Source organism: Methylobacterium sp. E-012 (assembly GCF_057836545.1).
In genome coordinates this window covers 1,891,372-1,907,592 of the sequence record NZ_JBYQEY010000001.1, presented here as the reverse complement: position 1 = coordinate 1,907,592, position 16,221 = coordinate 1,891,372, and the positions used below count along the sequence as shown (strand labels likewise).

Genomic DNA, 16,221 nt, shown 5'->3' with positions numbered 1-16,221 from the left:
CCCCGATGAGCGAGACGCCGGCCGCGCTGCCCCTGAAGGTGCTCCACCGGGGGTGGAACACCTTCGGGATCGCCACGCTGACCTTGCCCGACGGCAGCACCGTGCCGCGGGCGCTGGAGGATCACGGCCAGGCGGCCTGCGTCCTGCCCTACGATCCCGAGCGGCGTGTGGCGCTGCTGGTCCGGCAGGCCCGGGTCGGGCCGGCCTTCTGGGGTGAGCCCCCCGACCTCGACGAGGCGCCGGCGGGGGGCCTCGACGGGGGCGAGCCGGAGGCGACGGCGATCCGGGAAGCCATGGAAGAGGCCGGCGTGCGCCTCCGGCAGTTGGAGCGCGTGGCGCATGCCTACAGCATGCCGAGCGTGTCCTCGGAGCGCCTCTGGCTCTATCTCGCCCCCTACGGACAGGCCGACAGGGTCGCGTCCGGCGGCGGGCTTCACGCGGAGGGCGAGCAGGTTCTGCCCGTCGAAGTGCCCCTGGCGGCCCTGGCCGAGGCCGCGCGTTCGGGCCGGCTGCCCGACCTCAAGACGCTGGTGCTCGTCCAGGCGCTGATGCTCCGCAGCCCCGGATTGTTCACCGCATGAGCGGCCCACCCGACGCCTCCGCGCAGGATGTCCTCGCCCGGATGCTGGCCTTCGCCGAGGAAGCGGCCCCGCTCGCGCTGCGCATGCGCGCGGCCGGGCTCCAGATGACCAACAAGGGCCCGGATCTGAGCCAGGCCCTCACCGAGGCAGACCTCGCCGTGAGCCGGCTGCTGCACGCGCAGTTCGGCCCCGACCTGATCGAGGAGGAGACCGCCGACGATCTGGGCCACGGGGCCGCGGCGGCGATGCTCGCCCGGGACGCCTGGACCTTCGTGGGCGATCCGATCGACGGGACGCGGCCCTTCGCGGGCGGCCTCTCGGGCTGGGGCGTGATGGTGGCGGCGTGCCGCGCCGGCTGGCCCCGGGCCTGCGTGATGAGCCTGCCCGTCTGGAACGAGGACCGCGCCGGCCCGGCTTGCATTGAACCCGCGGAGGCGGCGCGCGGCCTCCTGCTGGCGGCCTGCGACGGGCGCGCTCTCTGGGCTCCGACCCGGGGCGGGCGCCCGACCGAGGCGCTGCGCGTGCTGGAGCGGCCCGCGCACCGGACCGGCCATGTCGGCTGGCTCGCCGTGGCTGCGCAGCGCTTCACCCTGGATTACGGGCGGGGCTGGTTCCCCTGGAGCGAGGGCGGGTCGATCTCCGACGCCGCGCTCCTGGCCACCGGGCGGCTCGACGCCACCGTCGTCAACAGCATGCTGTGGGACCTTGCGCCGATCCTGCCGCTGTTCGAGGCGCTGGGCTTCAGCCTGTTCCACTGGCCGGATCTCGCCGCCCCGCCCGCGGCCTTGATCGATCTGTTCGATGCCGATTTGTCCGGCCACGACGATCTCTGGCTGGTCTGCATGGACCGGGCGCAGGCCGCCGATCTCTCGGGGGCGATCCGCCGGGCCGAGCCACGATCGTCACACCTCTGACGTCGCGAGCACGCCCAGACACCGGGGTGGTGATCCCGCTCCTCTCGGTCCATCCCCGCCGAGATCTGGCATCGCGTCACTTTTGTGCCGGCGAATGCGCAGCGCATCGGGACCATCGGGACAAGCTGTTCCGATTCCAGCCTTGATCGCAACCGGGGGGAGCGGCCCACCACCAGGCAAGCCGCCCCCGCTTTCCAGACCGATCAGTTCAGCGTGGCGTGGACCGGCCGGCGCTCGGCACCGACCGTGACGTCGCCGATCATCAGGCCCATCGGGCCGACGGTCACCGGCACGGTCTCGCCGTCGTGGACCTTTCCCGAGAGGACGAGTTCGGCCAGCGGATCCTGCACGTTCTTCTGGATCACCCGCTTCAGCGGCCGCGCCCCGTAGGCCGGGTCGTAGCCCTTGTCGGCGAGCCAGGTCTTGGCCTCCTCGTCGACCGTGAGGGTGATCTTGCGATCGTCCAGCAGCTTCTGCAGGCGCCCGAGCTGGATCTCCACGATCGCCCCCATCTCCGACCGCGCGAGGCGGTGGAACAGGATGATCTCGTCGACCCGGTTCAGGAATTCCGGCCGGAAGTGCCCCCGGACCACGCCCATCACCTCGTCGCGGACCGCCTCGGTGTCCTCGCCCGCGGGCTGGTTCACCAGATACTCGGCCCCGAGATTCGAGGTCATGATCAGCAGCGTGTTGCGGAAATCCACCGTCCGCCCCTGCCCGTCCGTGAGCCGCCCGTCGTCGAGAACCTGCAGCAGGACGTTGAACACGTCCGGATGCGCCTTCTCGACCTCGTCGAACAGCACCACCTGATAGGGCCGGCGCCGGACGGCTTCGGTGAGAGCGCCGCCCTCCTCGTAGCCGACATAGCCCGGAGGCGCGCCGATGAGACGGGCGACCGCGTGCTTCTCCATGTACTCGGACATGTCGATGCGCACGAGCGCCGTGTCGTCGTCGAACAGGAAGCCGGCGAGCGCCTTGGTCAGCTCAGTCTTGCCGACGCCCGTGGGGCCGAGGAACATGAACGAGCCGATCGGCCGGTTCGGATCTTGCAACCCGGCGCGGGCACGGCGGACCGCGGTGGAGACCGCCTCCACCGCCTCGCGCTGGCCGACGACGCGCTTGGCGAGCGCGTCCTCCATGGCCAGCAGCTTGTCGCGCTCGCCCTCCAGCATCTTGTCCACCGGCACGCCGGTCCAGCGGGACACCACCCCGGCGATGTGGGCGGGGGTGACCGCCTCCTCCATCATCGCGTCGCGGCCGTTCTCCGACTTGGCATCGGACCGGGCCTCGATCTCGGCGAGCTGCTTCTCCAGCCCCGGGATCACCCCGTAGGCCAGCTCGCCCGCGCGCTGGTACTGGCCCTGACGCTGCGCCGCAGCCAGCTCGTTGCGCGCCTCGTCGAGCTTCTTCTTGAGGCCGGCCGCCGTGCCGAGCTTGTCCTTCTCGGCTTTCCACCGGGCGGTGATCGCCGCCGAGCGCTCCTCCAGGTCGCCGAGTTCCTTCTCCAGCCGGACCAGACGGTCCCGGGAGGCGGAATCGGTCTCCTTCTTGAGCGCCTCGGCCTCGATCTTCAGCCGGACAATCTCCCGGTCGACGTTGTCGAGTTCCTCCGGCTTCGAATCGACCTGCATGCGCAGCCGCGAGCCGGCCTCGTCCATCAGGTCGATGGCCTTGTCGGGCAGGAACCGGTCGGTGATGTAGCGGTTCGACAGCGTCGCCGCCGCCACCAGGGCTGAATCCTGGATGCGCACGCCGTGGTGCTGCTCGTACTTCTCCTTCAGGCCACGCAGGATCGAGACCGTGTCCTCCACGGTCGGCTCCGACACGAAGACCGGCTGGAAGCGCCGGGCCAAGGCCGCGTCCTTCTCGACGTGCTTGCGGTACTCGTCGAGCGTGGTCGCGCCGACGCAGTGCAATTCGCCGCGGGCGAGCGCGGGCTTCAGCAGGTTCGAGGCGTCCATGGCCCCGTCCGCCTTCCCGGCGCCGACCAGGGTGTGCATCTCGTCGATGAACAGGATGATGCCGCCCTCGGCCGCCGTGACCTCGGAGAGCACGCCCTTCAACCGCTCCTCGAACTCGCCGCGATACTTCGCGCCGGCGATCAGCGCGCCCATGTCGAGGGCGAGCAGGCTCTTGTCCCGCAGGCTCTCCGGCACATCGCCGTTGACGATGCGCAGGGCCAGCCCCTCGACGATGGCGGTCTTGCCGACGCCGGGCTCGCCGATCAGGACCGGGTTGTTCTTGGTGCGCCGGGACAGGACCTGGATGGTCCGCCGGATCTCCTCGTCGCGCCCGATCACCGGGTCGAGCTTGCCCTCCCGGGCGGCCTCGGTGAGGTCGCGGGCGTATTTCTTGAGCGCGTCGTAGGCGTTCTCGGCCGAGGCGTTGTCGGCGGTGCGCCCCTTGCGCAGCGCGTTGATCGCCGCGTTCAGGGAGGCGGGGGTGACGCCCGCCGCCTGGAGCGCGCGGCCGGCCTCGGACTCCTTCTCCACCGCCAGGGCGAGGAGCAGGCGCTCGACCGTCACGTAGGAATCGCCCGCCTTCTCGGCGGCCTTCTCGGCGGTGTCGAACAGGCGCATCAGCTCCCGCGTCGCCTGCGGAGCGGACGCGTTGCCGGAGACCTTCGGCTGCTTGGCGAGCCACTGCTCGGTCTGGGCCAGGGCCACGCGCGACTGGCCGCCGGCACGGTCGATCAGGCCGGCGCACAGGCCCTCCGGATCGTCGAGCAGCACCTTGAGCAGGTGGCCCGGCTGAAGCTGGGGATGACCCTCGCGCATCGCGAGGTTCTGAGCCGCCTGCACGAAGCCGCGGGCGCGCTCGGTGTATTTCTCGAAATTCATGCACACTCCTCCCGTACCGGCATCCACCGCCCGATGAGAGGCGCGGCGCCACCGAAACGTCGCCCTCCGGCACGCTGCCGCACGAGGACCCCGGCGCCATCGATGGCCGCCGGTAGCACGGATGTGGTGTTGCAATTGGGCACCACAAGGGGCGATGGGGGGCTTGCGTGACCGGACAATTCGGGGCCACGCTCCACGCATGACCGCTTTGATTCACGTCAGCGCCCTCTACCGCTATCCGGTGAAGGGATTGAGCCCCGAACCCCTCGAACGGGCGGAGCTGGAGACCAGCGGATTCTTCCCCGGTGACCGGCTCTACGCCATCGAGAATGGCCCATCGGGCTTCGACGCGGTGGCTCCTCGGCACCAGCCGAAGACCAAATACCTGATGCTGATGCGCGACGAGGCGCTCGCCCGTCTGCGCACCCGCTACGATGACGTTACGGCGACGCTCACCGTCGAGGGCTGCGGCGATCCGCAAGCCTTCCGCCTCGACACCGAGGCGGGGCGAAGCGGGCTGGCGGAGCTGATGCGGCAGTTCGTTCCCGAGAGCCTGCGGGGCGAGCCGAAGGTGCTCGCTGCCCCGCCGCAATACCGCTTCACGGATTCACCCACCGGCTACGTCTCGCTTATCAATCGGGCGAGCGTGGCGGCGGTGGAGGATTACCTCGGCACGCCGGTCGATCCGCTGCGCTTCCGCGGCAATCTGCTGGTGGAGGGCCTCGCACCCTTCGCCGAGCTGGAGATGGTCGGGCAGGTGATCGAGGCGCCGAGCGGCCTGCGGCTCAAGATCACCAAGCGCACGGTGCGCTGCGCGGCGACCAATGTCGATCCGGCCAGCGGCATGCGCGATTGCGACATTCCCTGGACCCTGGACGCCCGCCTGGGACACCGCGACCTCGGGGTCTACGCCGAGGTGATCGCCGGCGGAGCCATCGCGACGGGGGACGCGTTGCGGCTTGTGGGCTGAACGCGCAGCGCCGCCCGGGCAGCCGATGCCGGACGGAGCGGAGTCGGATCAGCGGTCGAAGCGGCGCCGGCCCCGAACCGCATTCCTGGAAGGTGCGGACCCCGGCCGCTATATGAGGCTGCGCCAGCTGCACCCCGTGCCGGCCTGACGCAGCCCCGGAGCACGACATGAAGAGCGTCCTGGTGACCGGGGTGGCCGGGTTCATCGGCTATCATGTCGCCCGGCGTTGCCTGGACGCGGGGTACAGCGTCCTCGGGATCGACGACATCAACGACTATTATGCGGTCTCCCTGAAGGAGAGCCGCCTGCGCGAACTCGCCCCCTACGAGCGGTTCACGTTCCGCAAGGTCGATCTCGCCGACCGTGCGGCCACGGAGGCGATCTTCCAGGGCACGACGTTCGATACGGTCATCCATCTCGCCGCCCAGGCGGGCGTGCGCCACTCGCTCGACAATCCGCACGTCTACGTCAGGAGCAACATCGAGGGCTTCCTCCACGTGCTGGAAGGATGCCGCCACAACCGTGTGGGGCACCTTCTCTACGCCTCGTCGAGCTCGGTCTACGGTGCAGTGACGCAGATGCCGTTCTCAGTCCGCCAGAACGTCGATCATCCGGTCAGCCTCTATGCGGCGACCAAGAAGGCGAACGAACTCTTCGCCCACAGCTACAGCCATCTCTACGGCATCCCGTGCAGCGGCCTGCGCTTCTTCACGGTCTACGGCCCGTGGGGCCGGCCGGACATGGCGCTGTTCCTGTTCACGCGGGCGATCCTGGCGGGCGAGCCGATCCGGGTCTTCGCCCACGGGCAGATGCAGCGCGACTTCACCTACATCGACGACGTCGTCGAAGGCATCGTCCGCCTCGCCGAGGCGCCGGCCGCGGGCAACCCGGCCTGGGACTCGAATGCGCCCGACCCCGGGACCAGCGGCGCCCCCTATCGGATCTACAACATCGGCAGCCATCGGCCCGTGCCGCTCCTGCGCCTGATCGAAGTCCTGGAGACCTGTCTGGGCCGCACTGCGCGCAAGGAATTCCTGCCACTCCAGCCCGGCGACGTGCCTGCGACCTACGCGGATGTCGATGCCCTCACCGAGGCGACCGGATACGCGCCCAGCACCCCCATCAAGGTCGGCGTGGAGCGTTTCGTCCGCTGGTACCGGGACTACTACCGAGTCTGAACGCGATCCCGGCGTCCCGTCGCGCGCGGTCCCGCCGCCGCCGGGCGCGGGTTCAAACTCGGCCGGCGATGGCTCAGTAGCGGTCCTCGGACGTCACGCCGCCGCCGGGCTCCACCTCGGGCGTCTGATCCGGAAGCGTCTCGTCCCGCTCGGGGCGCGGCTTGGTCGCGGTGCGTCTGGGCGCCGGCGTTGCCCTTTGTGGAGCGGCGAGTGCGGCCTTTCCGGCTGCGCCCGGAGGCCCGGGAGGACCCGCGGGTCCCTGCGCGCCCCGCGGACCGGGCACGCCCGCCGGGCCCGACGGCCCGGTCTCTCCGGCGGGCCCGGCCTCGCCGACGGGACCAGCCGGTCCAGGATTGCCCTGCGGCCCGGGGGATCCGACAGCGCCCGCCACGCCCGCTGGACCTGGGGGACCGGGCAGTCCCATCTCACCGCGCTCGCCGACGGGACCGACCTCCCCCCGCGGGCCGGTCTCTCCCCGGGGACCCTGCGGCCCGGCGGGCCCGACGAGGCCGGGGGCCTGCGGACCCTGCTGCCCGCAGCCCGCGACCACGACGCTGCGCGACTGCTTCGGCGTCTGCACGGTCGCGATGCAGGTGGCCGGATGATAGACGACGTGGAACTCGAAATAGCCGCGGCTGTCCGTCCGCTGGGGGAACTGGCCGTCGAGCGTGATCTCGCTGTCCGGATCATCGGCATACCCGACGATCCAGAGGTCGCCGCCCGTGATCTTGGCCGCCTCGATGCGCATCTCGGCCCGAGCGGGGACCGTCCAGGCGGTCCCAACGGCGACGATCCAGCAGAGGGCGTGGCGCTTCCGCGCTGCGCGCATGGCAATGTCCATGATCATTTGAGCGGCCACCATGCCGCACGGCTTAGGTTAAGCAATAACCCAATGGAAAGACCGAGCGCGGAAAATGCGAGTTTTCCAAGGGTCATTGCCGCAATTCGATATTCATGATGCGAATTCGCCCGGACGCCCGGTGATCATGCGGCCGGCGGTCGGGACGGCGGACCGTGCCGCGCCTACCGGCAGCTGCCCCGGCAGGCCTAGCCAGGCCCATCGCCCCAGGTGCGGCCATGCGGACCGACAAATGCACACGCCGCGCCGGGTTCGAGCCGGAGCGGTCACAACCATGTCACCAGGCTTCGATCAGGCCGCCTCGGTGCAGGTCACGAGCAGCGTAGCCTCCAGGACCGGCACCGGCATCGGACGGCCGAGGTGGTAGCCCTGGAGGAACGGGCAACCCATCGTCTGGAGGATGCGCAGATCCTCGTCAGATTCCACACCCTCGGCCACGACCTCGAGCCCGAGCAGGCGGCCGAGGCCGAGGACCGCGAGGACCAGACCGTGCTTGTCGTCGCAGGTGCCGAGGCCGGTGACGAAGCTCCGGTCGATCTTGATCCGGTCTGCCCGAAGCTGGCGCAGGGACGAGAGCGACGAGTATCCGATGCCGAAATCGTCGAGGGCGACCCGGATGCCCGCGCGTGACAGCGCCTGCAGCTTGCCCTGAACGGCGCCGATATCGAGGGCGGTCTCTTCGGTGATCTCGATCTCCAGCATGGCGGGCGGCAGATCGAGGCTCTGCAGACGCTCGATGACGATCTCGTCCACCGGCACCTGCGCCATCTCCCGGGGCGAGACGTTCATCGCGACGCGGACGCCACCGAATCCCCGGTCGCGCAGGACCAGCATCATCGCGCAAACCCGTTCGAGGATGTAGCGAAGGAGCGACTCGGTGAGGCCGGCGGTGGCCGCCGTGGCGACCAGATCCGGGGGGGAAATCCAGCCGAGGCGCGCGTGCTGCCAGCGCACCAACGCCTCCAACCCCACCAGCGTCGTCGCGTCCATGGCGTAGATCGGCTGAAACCAAACCTCGGGGGTGGCCTCCGCGAGGGCCGTCGAGAGGTCGCGCTCCAAATCGCGGCGCATCTGCAGGCGATCGCGCAGGCCCGCGTCAAACATCCGGAAGTGGTTCCGGCCCGCCGCCTTCGCGGCGTACAGCGCCTCGTCGGCGCAACTCAGCATGTCCGTCAGGCTCGGCTCCGGGCCCGAATGAACGCCGATGCTGACCCCGAGACGGCCCGCGTCGAAACCGTCGAACGGCTGCCCCACCGCCGCGATGAGACGCGCCGCGAGCTGCTCCTGCGGTACGCCGGTGGCGGCGGGATCGTACAGCACCGCGAACTCGTCTCCGCCGAGCCGTGCCGCCAGACCGTGCTCCGGCAGCGCGGCGCTTATCCGCCGGGCGACCTCGACCAGCACCCGGTCCCCGGCCTTGTGGCCGTAGACGTCGTTGATGAACTTGAAGCCGTCGAGGTCGAGCAGCAGCAGGCCGAGCGTGCTGCCCCGGAGGCGGTCTTCCGCCTGCTGGATGAAGCCCGCCCGGTTCAGGAGGCCGGTGAGGTCGTCGTGGGTAGCGCGCCGGCGCATCTCATCGGCCAGGGCGCTCACACTCGCGTGAGCCTCGGCACGCGACCGCGCCAGCGCTGTGGCCTCGTTCTTGAGCCGGCTGGCCTCACGGAAACCCGCCTCGCTCCGGAACGCGGTGTGCGTCAGGGCCAGGAGGTAGAGCAGCACGCAGGCGGCGAGGCAGTTTCGGTCGAAGTCGCCGGCCGCGCAGAGACAGACGAAGACCGAGAACAGCGGCAGCAGGATGAAGGACAACGGGATCCGCGCGTAGGCGGTCCCATGCGTCACCGCTCCCGCGGTGATGCCGCAGGTGATGGCGAGATAGAACAAGGTCTGCGCGGAGGTGTAGCCCTCGCAGAGCAGCGGTTGGCTGGACCAGACCAGGCCGGACAGGCACGCCGCGACAGTGCAGGCACGCAGATGCCGATCGACCGACCGCGCCGCCGCGGCGGCCATGCCCGGCGGCGTCTCGGCCGTCAGGGTCAGGCCGAGACAGGGGGCGCGGCACAGCCCGATCCGGAGGAGGTTGGCGCAGGTCGAGACCGCGAACCAGAGGGCCCCGGCCTCGCCGTGCCCGCTCCGATACGCCACCAGCATGCTCGCCAGCCCGAGCAACATGTTGACGGGGATCGCAGCGAGGACACTGCTGCGCATGGCTTCGAGCTGGTCCCGTCGGACGAGGGCGCGCGAACGCGGACCCGCGGGATCCAAGATCTCGCCGAGGCCGGGCGAATCCGGATTGAATCTCTCCTGGTCCCGAACGATCATCGCGCGTCCATTCAGAAGCGCGCCATCATCCCTATCGAATCGTAAGATATCGTTGCGGGATCACCGGTACAGACGATCCGTCCGAACGGAGCCAATCTTCGCTGGCTGAAGACGTCGGTTCGTGCGCCGTGCCGCCGGACACCGCATCGCATCCCGGGCGGCGTCCGGGCCTCGGATCCGTCATGGCCCTCACGCGCGACCTCCTCGACGTCCAGACCATCTACCATGAGGCCGCGGTGCGGGATTTCCCCCTGGGGCAGGACATCCTCGCACGCTTCCCCGAGGCCGAGCTCATCCCGGTGCCGTCGCACTGGAACATCCCGGAGCTGCATGGCAACGCCGGATCCGTGGAGGATTGGGTGCGGATCAAGCGCTCGACCCTGGTGCTCGGGGTGAAGAAGAGCCTCACGATGCGTCCGAACGGCCGCAGCGCACACTTCATCGCGCCCTCGACGTCCAACGGCTGCGCCATGGCCTGCGCCTATTGCTACGTGCCGCGCCGCAAGGGTTTTGCGAACCCGATCTCGCTGTTCGTGAATATCGAGCAGGCCTGCGCGGCGATCGGCCGGCACGCCGGACGCCAGGGGCCCCTCCGGGAACCCGACACGATCGACCCGGCCTACTGGGTCTACGATATCGGGGAGAACGCCGACCTCTCGGTAGATGCCGCCGTGAGCAGCGGCGTCCGGAGCCTGATCACGCTGTTTCGCGGACTTCCGAACGCCAAGGCGTCCTTCGCCACCAAGGCGGTGAACCGCACCCTCCTGGACTACGATCCGCAGGGCAAGACACGGATCCGCTTCTCGCTCATGCCCGCGCGCATCGCCAAGATCGTCGACGTGCGCACCGCCCCGATCCCGGAGCGGATCGCCGCCATCGATGACTTCGTAGCGGCCGGCTACGAGGTCCACGTCAATTTCTCGCCGGTGATCCTGTACGAAGGCTGGGAGGCCGATTGGCGCGCGCTCTTCGCCGAGATCGACGGCTCGCTGTCGGACGCCGCGAAGGCGCAGCTGAAATGCGAGATCATCCTGCTGACCCACAACGCGGATCTGCATGCCGTAAATCTGGGCTGGCATCCGCGGGCCGAGGATCTGCTGTGGCGGCCGGACATCCAGGAGGCCAAGGTCTCGGAGGGCGGCGGCACCAATCTGCGCTACCGGGCCGGCTGGAAGGGCCAGTGGCTCGCCCGATTCAAGGGCCTGCTCGCCGAGACCATGCCCTACTGCACGGTCCGCTACGCGTTCTGAACTCCCGGCCATCCGCGGCGTTGGAGCGCCAGCATCGGCCCGGCTCCGATGTCCCGGGCGCGGTATCAGCGGAGAGGATCGTGGGGATGTCCACGCACGAGGCCTATATCGGCGAGGCGGTCGCCCTCGCGGCGGACAACGTGCGCGCCGGAGGCGCGCCCTACGGGGCCGTGATCGTGCGCGACGGTGCCGTCCTCGTGCGCGCGGCCAACACCGTCCACGCGACAAACGACCCGAGCGCCCATGCCGAGATGGTGGCGTTGCGCGAGGCGAGCCGGATCCTGGGTCGGCGCGATCTCTCCGACTGCATCATGTACGCGAGCGGACGCCCCTGCCCGATGTGCCATGCCGCGATGCGCCTGGCGGGCTTCAAGCAGGGCTATTTCGCCTTCTCGGCCGAGGAAGCCGAAGAGCATGGCGCTGGCAGTGCTACGATCTACGCGGAGCTGTGCCAGCCCCTCGACGCGCAACCGATGCGGCTCCGCCAGATCCGGCCGGCGGGGACTTCGCCCTACGCGGCATGGCGGGCGCGGCGAGAATCCTGACGCGTCAGTGCGTCCACGGGGCGGTGCGGTTGAACTTGAAATTATCCGAGTAGGACAATCCCTTGCGCAAAGCGGGCTTCGCCGGCTGCTCGACCCGGTAGGCGATGCCCTCTCGCTGGGCGTAGGCCACCGCCTCCTCCTCCGTGTCGAATTCCAGCCGGACCTGCTGCATCATGTCGGAGGATCCGTTCCAGCCCATGAGCGGATCGATCTCGCGCGGGCTGGTCCGGTCGAACTCCAGCACCCACTGCTTGGTGCGGGCGAGGCCCGACTGCGTGGCATCCCGGGACGGACGGAAGATGCGGGCGCTCGGCATCTGACGCGACATGCTCCTGATCGAATGGTCGGGGCGATAGGATTCGAACCTACGACCCCCTGGTCCCAAACCAGGTGCGCTACCAGACTGCGCCACACCCCGACACCCCGTTAGGGGTTCCGATCCCTAGCGTTTCGGCCGCTTCGCCGCAAGGCGACTGTCGACCGCGGAATGGCTGAGGTTTCCGATCGGAGGCATCGAGCGGAAGCGCGCGGCTCGACGGCGTTTGCGAGGCCGATACCCGCAACCCACAGGGAACACGGGTGCTGAACGCGCACCGATCCATCAGTCGGTCGTGACAGCGGCCGTGGTAAATGATTTGCTAATGCCTCCTGCAGCGCCGTCGCGCGTGATGGAGAGATCCCAGTGTTGGACGATAACGATCCGCGTCGGTACGATGACCCGATCTGGTACGATCGGGCCGAGGCCGACGAACCGCCGGGCCCGATTCTGAACGCCGTGGCATACCTTTTCCTGCTGCTACTGGCCGCCTGTGCAATCGCGGTACAGCTGTATTGGCTTCCCAATACGCTCTGGTGCCGGATTGCCGGCTGGATCGAGCGCCGCCGCGTCACATCCACGCGACGGCTGTGATCGGCCTGCCCCTATGCGGTGGCAGCAGGTCCACCCCTGGCTGGCGCGTCGCTCACTGCCGATAACGCGGCTCGGCATAGGGCGGCCGTTCAACCGACGGCGGTCACGTCTCTTTAAGCCTCAGCCAATGCACACGTAGGCGTTGGCAGGCGTTTTCCTGTATCCTCACGGAGCGTCGAGACGCATCGCGCATTCCGGCGGTTCGGGCTCTTCGAGGATGCCGGCGCGTCGAGCGGATGGAATTGGCGGCACGATCAGCCCGGGAGGCACCGGATCGATGACCGGCAGCGCGATGCCCACGTCCCGTCGGATAACCAATACCCAATGCGCTCGTGCCGCGTTCAGCGAGGCCGGCCCGCTGCGAGGTCCCGGGCCAACCGACCGGGCCCGCACGGCATCGGTATTCACCAACGGGAAAAACCTATTCGTCACTATGGACTTAATCGGGACGTCCGCTGCAGAGTCTTTCGGGGATGCGTGGGCCCGGCACCCACGACCGATCGCGGAACGCGCGATGGTACCGGTCTTTATTGTCGAAGCACCCGTGTTGGCGGTCGGACGGCTTCGGAATGGCAAACGAAGCGTTGCTGTCCCGGTCAACGTGCTCGGCAGGTTTGCGGCATCAAGATGCGATCCGAACGAGCGCCGCCGACCCGGTTCGGGCGGGATTCCGCCTGGATCGACGGATAGGAATGGCGTAATTCCCGGATCGGCTGTGCTCGAGGATTGTTACGATGAATAAACATACTGGCTGCATGGAAGGCAGTATAAAACGTAACGTGCACGCGCGCCGGAATTTTTTTGCTGCAGCCTCGTCTCTACTCATCGCCTTGATGGTGATGCTGCCTCAGAGCAGCCACGCACTGGACGGCGATTACAGGCTCGGTGCGGGCGACAAGACCCGCGTCCGGGCGAGCGAGTGGCGGGCCTCTCAGGCCCAGGTCTACGAGTGGGATGCCATATCCGGCGAATACACGATCAATTCCTCGGGTTTTATGTCGTTGCCGCTCATCGGCGATGTGAAGGCCGCAGGCAAATCGACCAGCGAAGTCGCGGACATCATAGCCGATGGCCTCGTGAAGAAGATCGGCACCGTCAAGCGGCCTGAGATCGCCATCGAGATCACTCAGTATCGACCGTTCTACATCCTCGGTCCGGTCACACGCCCCGGCGATTACCCCTTCCGCCCCAATCTGACGGTCCTTCAGGCGGTCGGCGTCGCGGGCGGGTTTCGCCGGACATCCGATGAGCGCCCCGAGCGGGAGTCGATCAGCAGCGAAGGGGATCTGAACGTCCTTCAGCTGACCCTGTCTTCATATCTGACGCGTCTCGCGCGCCTGAATGCGGAATTGTCGGACGCCAAGGACGTGACGTTCCCGCCAGAGGTCAATGCCCAAGCCAGTAATCCGATCGTGCGGGATTTCATCAAGCAGCAGGTGAACATCTTTCAGTCGCGCAAGGAGTCCATGCGCTCGCAGCTCAAGTCTTACGAGGCGCTCAAGGTCCTCCTCAACCAAGAGGTGACCTCGCTCAACGAACGTTCGCAATCACAGCAGCGGCAGATCGACCTGGCGAAGCGCGAGCGGGATGCCGTCGACACGCTCATGAATAAAGGACTGACCGTCAACGCCCGGCAGTCAACACTGGAACAACAATTGGCACAGTTCGAGTCCTCAAAGCTCGACATCTCCACGTCGATCCTCCGCGCCCAGCAGGAGCTGAGCAAGGCCGACCGGGATAGCCTGGAGCTGCGCAACAAATTCAAGAACGAGGTCTCCGACGAGATTCACGACGTGTCCTTGAAGATGCAGGAGACGAAGGAAAAGATCACCACCGCCCAGGCGCTCCTTTCCGATACGGATGGATACATCTCGAAGTCGAGCGACCGGAACGCCCGGACGTCCTACACCATTGTTCGCAAAGTCGATGGCAAGGTCCAGGAATTGGCCGCCGATGAGGGAACGGCCGTGTTTCCCGAGGACGTGGTCCGGGTCCGGATCAATCGGAAAGTCGATGCCGAGGGCGGGCGAACCGAGCTCGGATCCGAGCAGGCCGCCGGCCAGTTGCCCGGATCCCAACTCAAGAGCATCCGGTAGCGCACGGACGATCCGCAACGCCGCGACAGCGGCCGTTTGACTGGAGCGCTCGTGGCCGTAATGGGCACCGGTTCGGTTCGAACGCAGGCGAAAACGCGAGGACCGAGAGCCGGCAGATCAAAGCGCGCAGGGAGCGCCCCACGGGATTCGACAATCCGGGGACATTCCTTGAGGACGTGAGAAACCTGGACGTGTGTGCGCGTCCTGATGATGCCGACCGCACACTGTACCGGTTCCGCCATGCTTCAACCGCGGCGTGCCGCGCATTCGGCCGCCGATGCAACGCGCGCCACCAACCGTCCGTTTTCCCACGGTGGCTCGCGGGACAAGGCCTTGGACGGGTACGCCCTGGATCCTCGTCGGCGTGCCGGGAGTTCTTGTTCGGGCGGCTCGCGTTTCCAAGCGTCAATGAGTACGGACATCGTAAAACGATCTCTGTATTTGAAAAGTGTATTTTTCTTTGAGGCAGATTGAATGAAAGTTGCGATCGTTCATTATTGGTTGGTCGGTATGCGCGGCGGCGAGAAAGTCGTCGAGGCACTCTGCAGGATGTATCCCGACGCCGATATCTTCACGCACGCCTATGACCCGGCATCCATGTCGCCCACCATCAAGGCGCACCGGATCACAACATCCTTCATCGGTCGACTTCCCTTCGCGGCATCGAAATACAAGTCCTATCTGCCGCTGATGCCGATGGCCCTGGAGCAACTGGATTTGCGCGGCTACGATCTAGTAATCAGCAGCGAATCCGGGCCGGCGAAAGGAATCATCCCACCCTCGACAGCCACACATATCTGCTATTGCCACTCGCCGATGCGCTACGTCTGGAACATGTTTCACGATTACAGAGAGCGCACGAGTTTTATAAACCGGATCGTGATGCCGCCCGCTGCACACTACATCCGAAATTGGGATGCCATTTCAGCCAACCGCGTCCACGAATTCGTAGCCAATTCCGCCACAGTCGCGCGCCGCATCGAAACGTATTACCGCCGCCGATCCGTGGTCGTTTATCCCCCCGTCGATACGGAAGCCTTCGAGATCGTCCCGGCCCATGAGCTCGGCGATTATTATCTGATGGTCGGTGAACTCGTCCGGTACAAGCGACCGGAACTGGCCGTCGAGGCATTCAATCGCCTGAAGAAACCTCTGGTCGTGATCGGAGGCGGGGAAATGTTGCGCGAACTTCAGAGCCTCGCCGGCCCCACGGTGAAAATCCTCGGGCCGCAGCCCTTCTCGGTGCTCAAGCATCATTATGCCCGCTGCCAAGCCTTGATCTTTCCAGGCGAAGAGGATTTCGGCATCGTCCCCGTCGAGGCCATGGCGAGTGGCCGACCGGTCATCGCGTTTGCGAAAGGCGGAGCTACGGAAACCGTTCAGGATGGCATAACCGGCACGTTCTTCCGTGATCAGAGCGTCGACGCGATCATCGACGCGCTGGAGCGAAGCAGGCAGATCGCCTTCGATCCGACGCGAATTGCCAGTCGCGCCTCCGAATTCAGCGTCGATCGCTTTTCGAGGGAAATGGCTCGCTTCATCGAAAAAACCATGAATCGTTCAGGTTTTGACGGCCTGGACAATATATAAGCACGACCCTAGCCTAGATAGATGCGTCAAAGGCCACGATCGAACGAATTGGATGACCTTCGTTTGCGGCTTTCAAATATTTTTTTTGGTGCTATCGAAACACTTATAGCGATCAATTTATTTAAAACGCTAATCTTAAGTCGGAGCGCGCGCTATTGATCGATAAAGT

At 67.1% G+C, this 16,221-nt stretch carries 14 protein-coding genes and 1 tRNA gene; 9 read left to right on the top strand and 6 right to left on the bottom strand.

Annotated elements, in window-relative coordinates:
• Window positions 1-5: 5 nt before the first annotated feature.
• Both AC3IF1_RS09035 and AC3IF1_RS09030 read left to right on the top strand, forming a co-directional pair.
• Window positions 6-581, top strand: coding sequence for an NUDIX domain-containing protein (locus AC3IF1_RS09035; protein WP_489217268.1), 576 nt, complete (start codon window positions 6-8; stop codon window positions 579-581).
• On the top strand, window positions 578-1,495 hold the full coding sequence (locus tag AC3IF1_RS09030; RefSeq protein ID WP_489217267.1) for an inositol monophosphatase family protein: 918 nt from the start codon (window positions 578-580) through the stop codon (window positions 1,493-1,495). The genes AC3IF1_RS09035 and AC3IF1_RS09030 overlap by 4 nt, the downstream gene beginning before the upstream one ends.
• 203 nt (window positions 1,496-1,698) lie before the next feature.
• Here AC3IF1_RS09030 and clpB read toward each other — a convergent pair whose 3' ends face one another.
• The gene (gene clpB, locus AC3IF1_RS09025) at window positions 1,699-4,335 is read right to left on the bottom strand and encodes an ATP-dependent chaperone ClpB (protein WP_489217266.1); all 2,637 of its coding nucleotides are present in this window, start codon (window positions 4,333-4,335) and stop codon (window positions 1,699-1,701) included.
• A gap of 199 nt (window positions 4,336-4,534) precedes the next feature.
• Between clpB and AC3IF1_RS09020 the strand changes: the two genes are divergently transcribed.
• On the top strand, window positions 4,535-5,305 hold the full coding sequence (locus AC3IF1_RS09020) for an MOSC domain-containing protein (RefSeq protein ID WP_489217265.1): 771 nt from the start codon (window positions 4,535-4,537) through the stop codon (window positions 5,303-5,305).
• Window positions 5,306-5,472: 167 nt separating this feature from the next.
• Window positions 5,473-6,483, top strand: a complete 1,011-nt coding sequence (locus AC3IF1_RS09015; RefSeq protein ID WP_489217264.1) for an NAD-dependent epimerase — start codon at window positions 5,473-5,475, stop codon at window positions 6,481-6,483.
• Between the two features lie 73 nt (window positions 6,484-6,556).
• Here the strand turns inward: AC3IF1_RS09015 and AC3IF1_RS09010 are convergent, their stop codons facing one another.
• Entirely contained in the window at window positions 6,557-7,312 is a 756-nt protein-coding gene (locus AC3IF1_RS09010) for a collagen-like protein (RefSeq protein WP_489217263.1), read from the bottom strand.
• A 321-nt stretch (window positions 7,313-7,633) separates the two neighbouring features.
• Window positions 7,634-9,547 carry a putative bifunctional diguanylate cyclase/phosphodiesterase gene (locus tag AC3IF1_RS09005; protein ID WP_489217262.1) on the bottom strand — a complete coding sequence of 638 codons (1,914 nt, stop codon included), beginning with the start codon at window positions 9,545-9,547 and terminating at the stop codon, window positions 7,634-7,636.
• 296 nt (window positions 9,548-9,843) lie between these two features.
• Here AC3IF1_RS09005 and AC3IF1_RS09000 point away from each other — a divergent pair, with 296 nt between their 5' ends.
• Both AC3IF1_RS09000 and AC3IF1_RS08995 read left to right on the top strand, forming a co-directional pair.
• Entirely contained in the window at window positions 9,844-10,911 is a 1,068-nt protein-coding gene (locus AC3IF1_RS09000) for a spore photoproduct lyase family protein (RefSeq protein ID WP_489217261.1), read from the top strand.
• Between the two features lie 86 nt (window positions 10,912-10,997).
• Window positions 10,998-11,456, top strand: coding sequence for a nucleoside deaminase (locus AC3IF1_RS08995; protein ID WP_489217260.1), 459 nt, complete (start codon window positions 10,998-11,000; stop codon window positions 11,454-11,456).
• A 4-nt stretch (window positions 11,457-11,460) separates the two neighbouring features.
• On the opposite strand, the gene AC3IF1_RS08990 is transcribed toward AC3IF1_RS08995, so the two are convergent.
• Both AC3IF1_RS08990 and AC3IF1_RS08985 read right to left on the bottom strand, forming a co-directional pair.
• Complete coding sequence (locus AC3IF1_RS08990) at window positions 11,461-11,784, bottom strand: ETC complex I subunit (RefSeq protein ID WP_243966971.1); 324 nt, start codon at window positions 11,782-11,784, stop codon at window positions 11,461-11,463.
• Between the two features lie 13 nt (window positions 11,785-11,797).
• Window positions 11,798-11,874 (bottom strand) — tRNA-Pro (locus tag AC3IF1_RS08985).
• Window positions 11,875-12,141: 267 nt separating this feature from the next.
• On the opposite strand from AC3IF1_RS08985, the gene AC3IF1_RS08980 reads away from it, so the two are divergent.
• Window positions 12,142-12,366, top strand: coding sequence for a hypothetical protein (locus AC3IF1_RS08980; protein WP_489217259.1), 225 nt, complete (start codon window positions 12,142-12,144; stop codon window positions 12,364-12,366).
• A gap of 165 nt (window positions 12,367-12,531) precedes the next feature.
• On the opposite strand, the gene AC3IF1_RS08975 is transcribed toward AC3IF1_RS08980, so the two are convergent.
• A complete protein-coding gene (locus AC3IF1_RS08975; protein WP_279598222.1) occupies window positions 12,532-12,666 on the bottom strand; it encodes a hypothetical protein in 135 nt (44 codons plus the stop codon).
• Between the two features lie 434 nt (window positions 12,667-13,100).
• On the opposite strand from AC3IF1_RS08975, the gene AC3IF1_RS08970 reads away from it, so the two are divergent.
• Complete coding sequence (locus AC3IF1_RS08970; protein ID WP_243966969.1) at window positions 13,101-14,462, top strand: polysaccharide biosynthesis/export family protein; 1,362 nt, start codon at window positions 13,101-13,103, stop codon at window positions 14,460-14,462.
• A 474-nt stretch (window positions 14,463-14,936) separates the two neighbouring features.
• A complete protein-coding gene (locus AC3IF1_RS08965; protein WP_489217258.1) occupies window positions 14,937-16,052 on the top strand; it encodes a glycosyltransferase in 1,116 nt (371 codons plus the stop codon).
• Window positions 16,053-16,221: the final 169 nt, after the last annotated feature.

Bases quoted from the DNA above. Each gene is read 5' to 3' on its own strand.
- AC3IF1_RS09035 (WP_489217268.1), top strand. From the start codon at position 6: ATGAGCGAGACGCCGGCCGCGCTGCCCCTGAAGGTGCTCCACCGGGGG.
- AC3IF1_RS09030 (WP_489217267.1), top strand. From the start codon at position 578: ATGAGCGGCCCACCCGACGCCTCCGCGCAGGATGTCCTCGCCCGGATG.
- clpB (WP_489217266.1), bottom strand. From the start codon at position 4,335: ATGAATTTCGAGAAATACACCGAGCGCGCCCGCGGCTTCGTGCAGGCG.
- AC3IF1_RS09020 (WP_489217265.1), top strand. From the start codon at position 4,535: ATGACCGCTTTGATTCACGTCAGCGCCCTCTACCGCTATCCGGTGAAG.
- AC3IF1_RS09015 (WP_489217264.1), top strand. From the start codon at position 5,473: ATGAAGAGCGTCCTGGTGACCGGGGTGGCCGGGTTCATCGGCTATCAT.
- AC3IF1_RS09010 (WP_489217263.1), bottom strand. From the start codon at position 7,312: ATGCGCGCAGCGCGGAAGCGCCACGCCCTCTGCTGGATCGTCGCCGTT.
- AC3IF1_RS09005 (WP_489217262.1), bottom strand. From the start codon at position 9,547: ATGCGCAGCAGTGTCCTCGCTGCGATCCCCGTCAACATGTTGCTCGGG.
- AC3IF1_RS09000 (WP_489217261.1), top strand. From the start codon at position 9,844: ATGGCCCTCACGCGCGACCTCCTCGACGTCCAGACCATCTACCATGAG.
- AC3IF1_RS08995 (WP_489217260.1), top strand. From the start codon at position 10,998: ATGTCCACGCACGAGGCCTATATCGGCGAGGCGGTCGCCCTCGCGGCG.
- AC3IF1_RS08990 (WP_243966971.1), bottom strand. From the start codon at position 11,784: ATGTCGCGTCAGATGCCGAGCGCCCGCATCTTCCGTCCGTCCCGGGAT.
- AC3IF1_RS08970 (WP_243966969.1), top strand. From the start codon at position 13,101: ATGAATAAACATACTGGCTGCATGGAAGGCAGTATAAAACGTAACGTG.
- AC3IF1_RS08965 (WP_489217258.1), top strand. From the start codon at position 14,937: ATGAAAGTTGCGATCGTTCATTATTGGTTGGTCGGTATGCGCGGCGGC.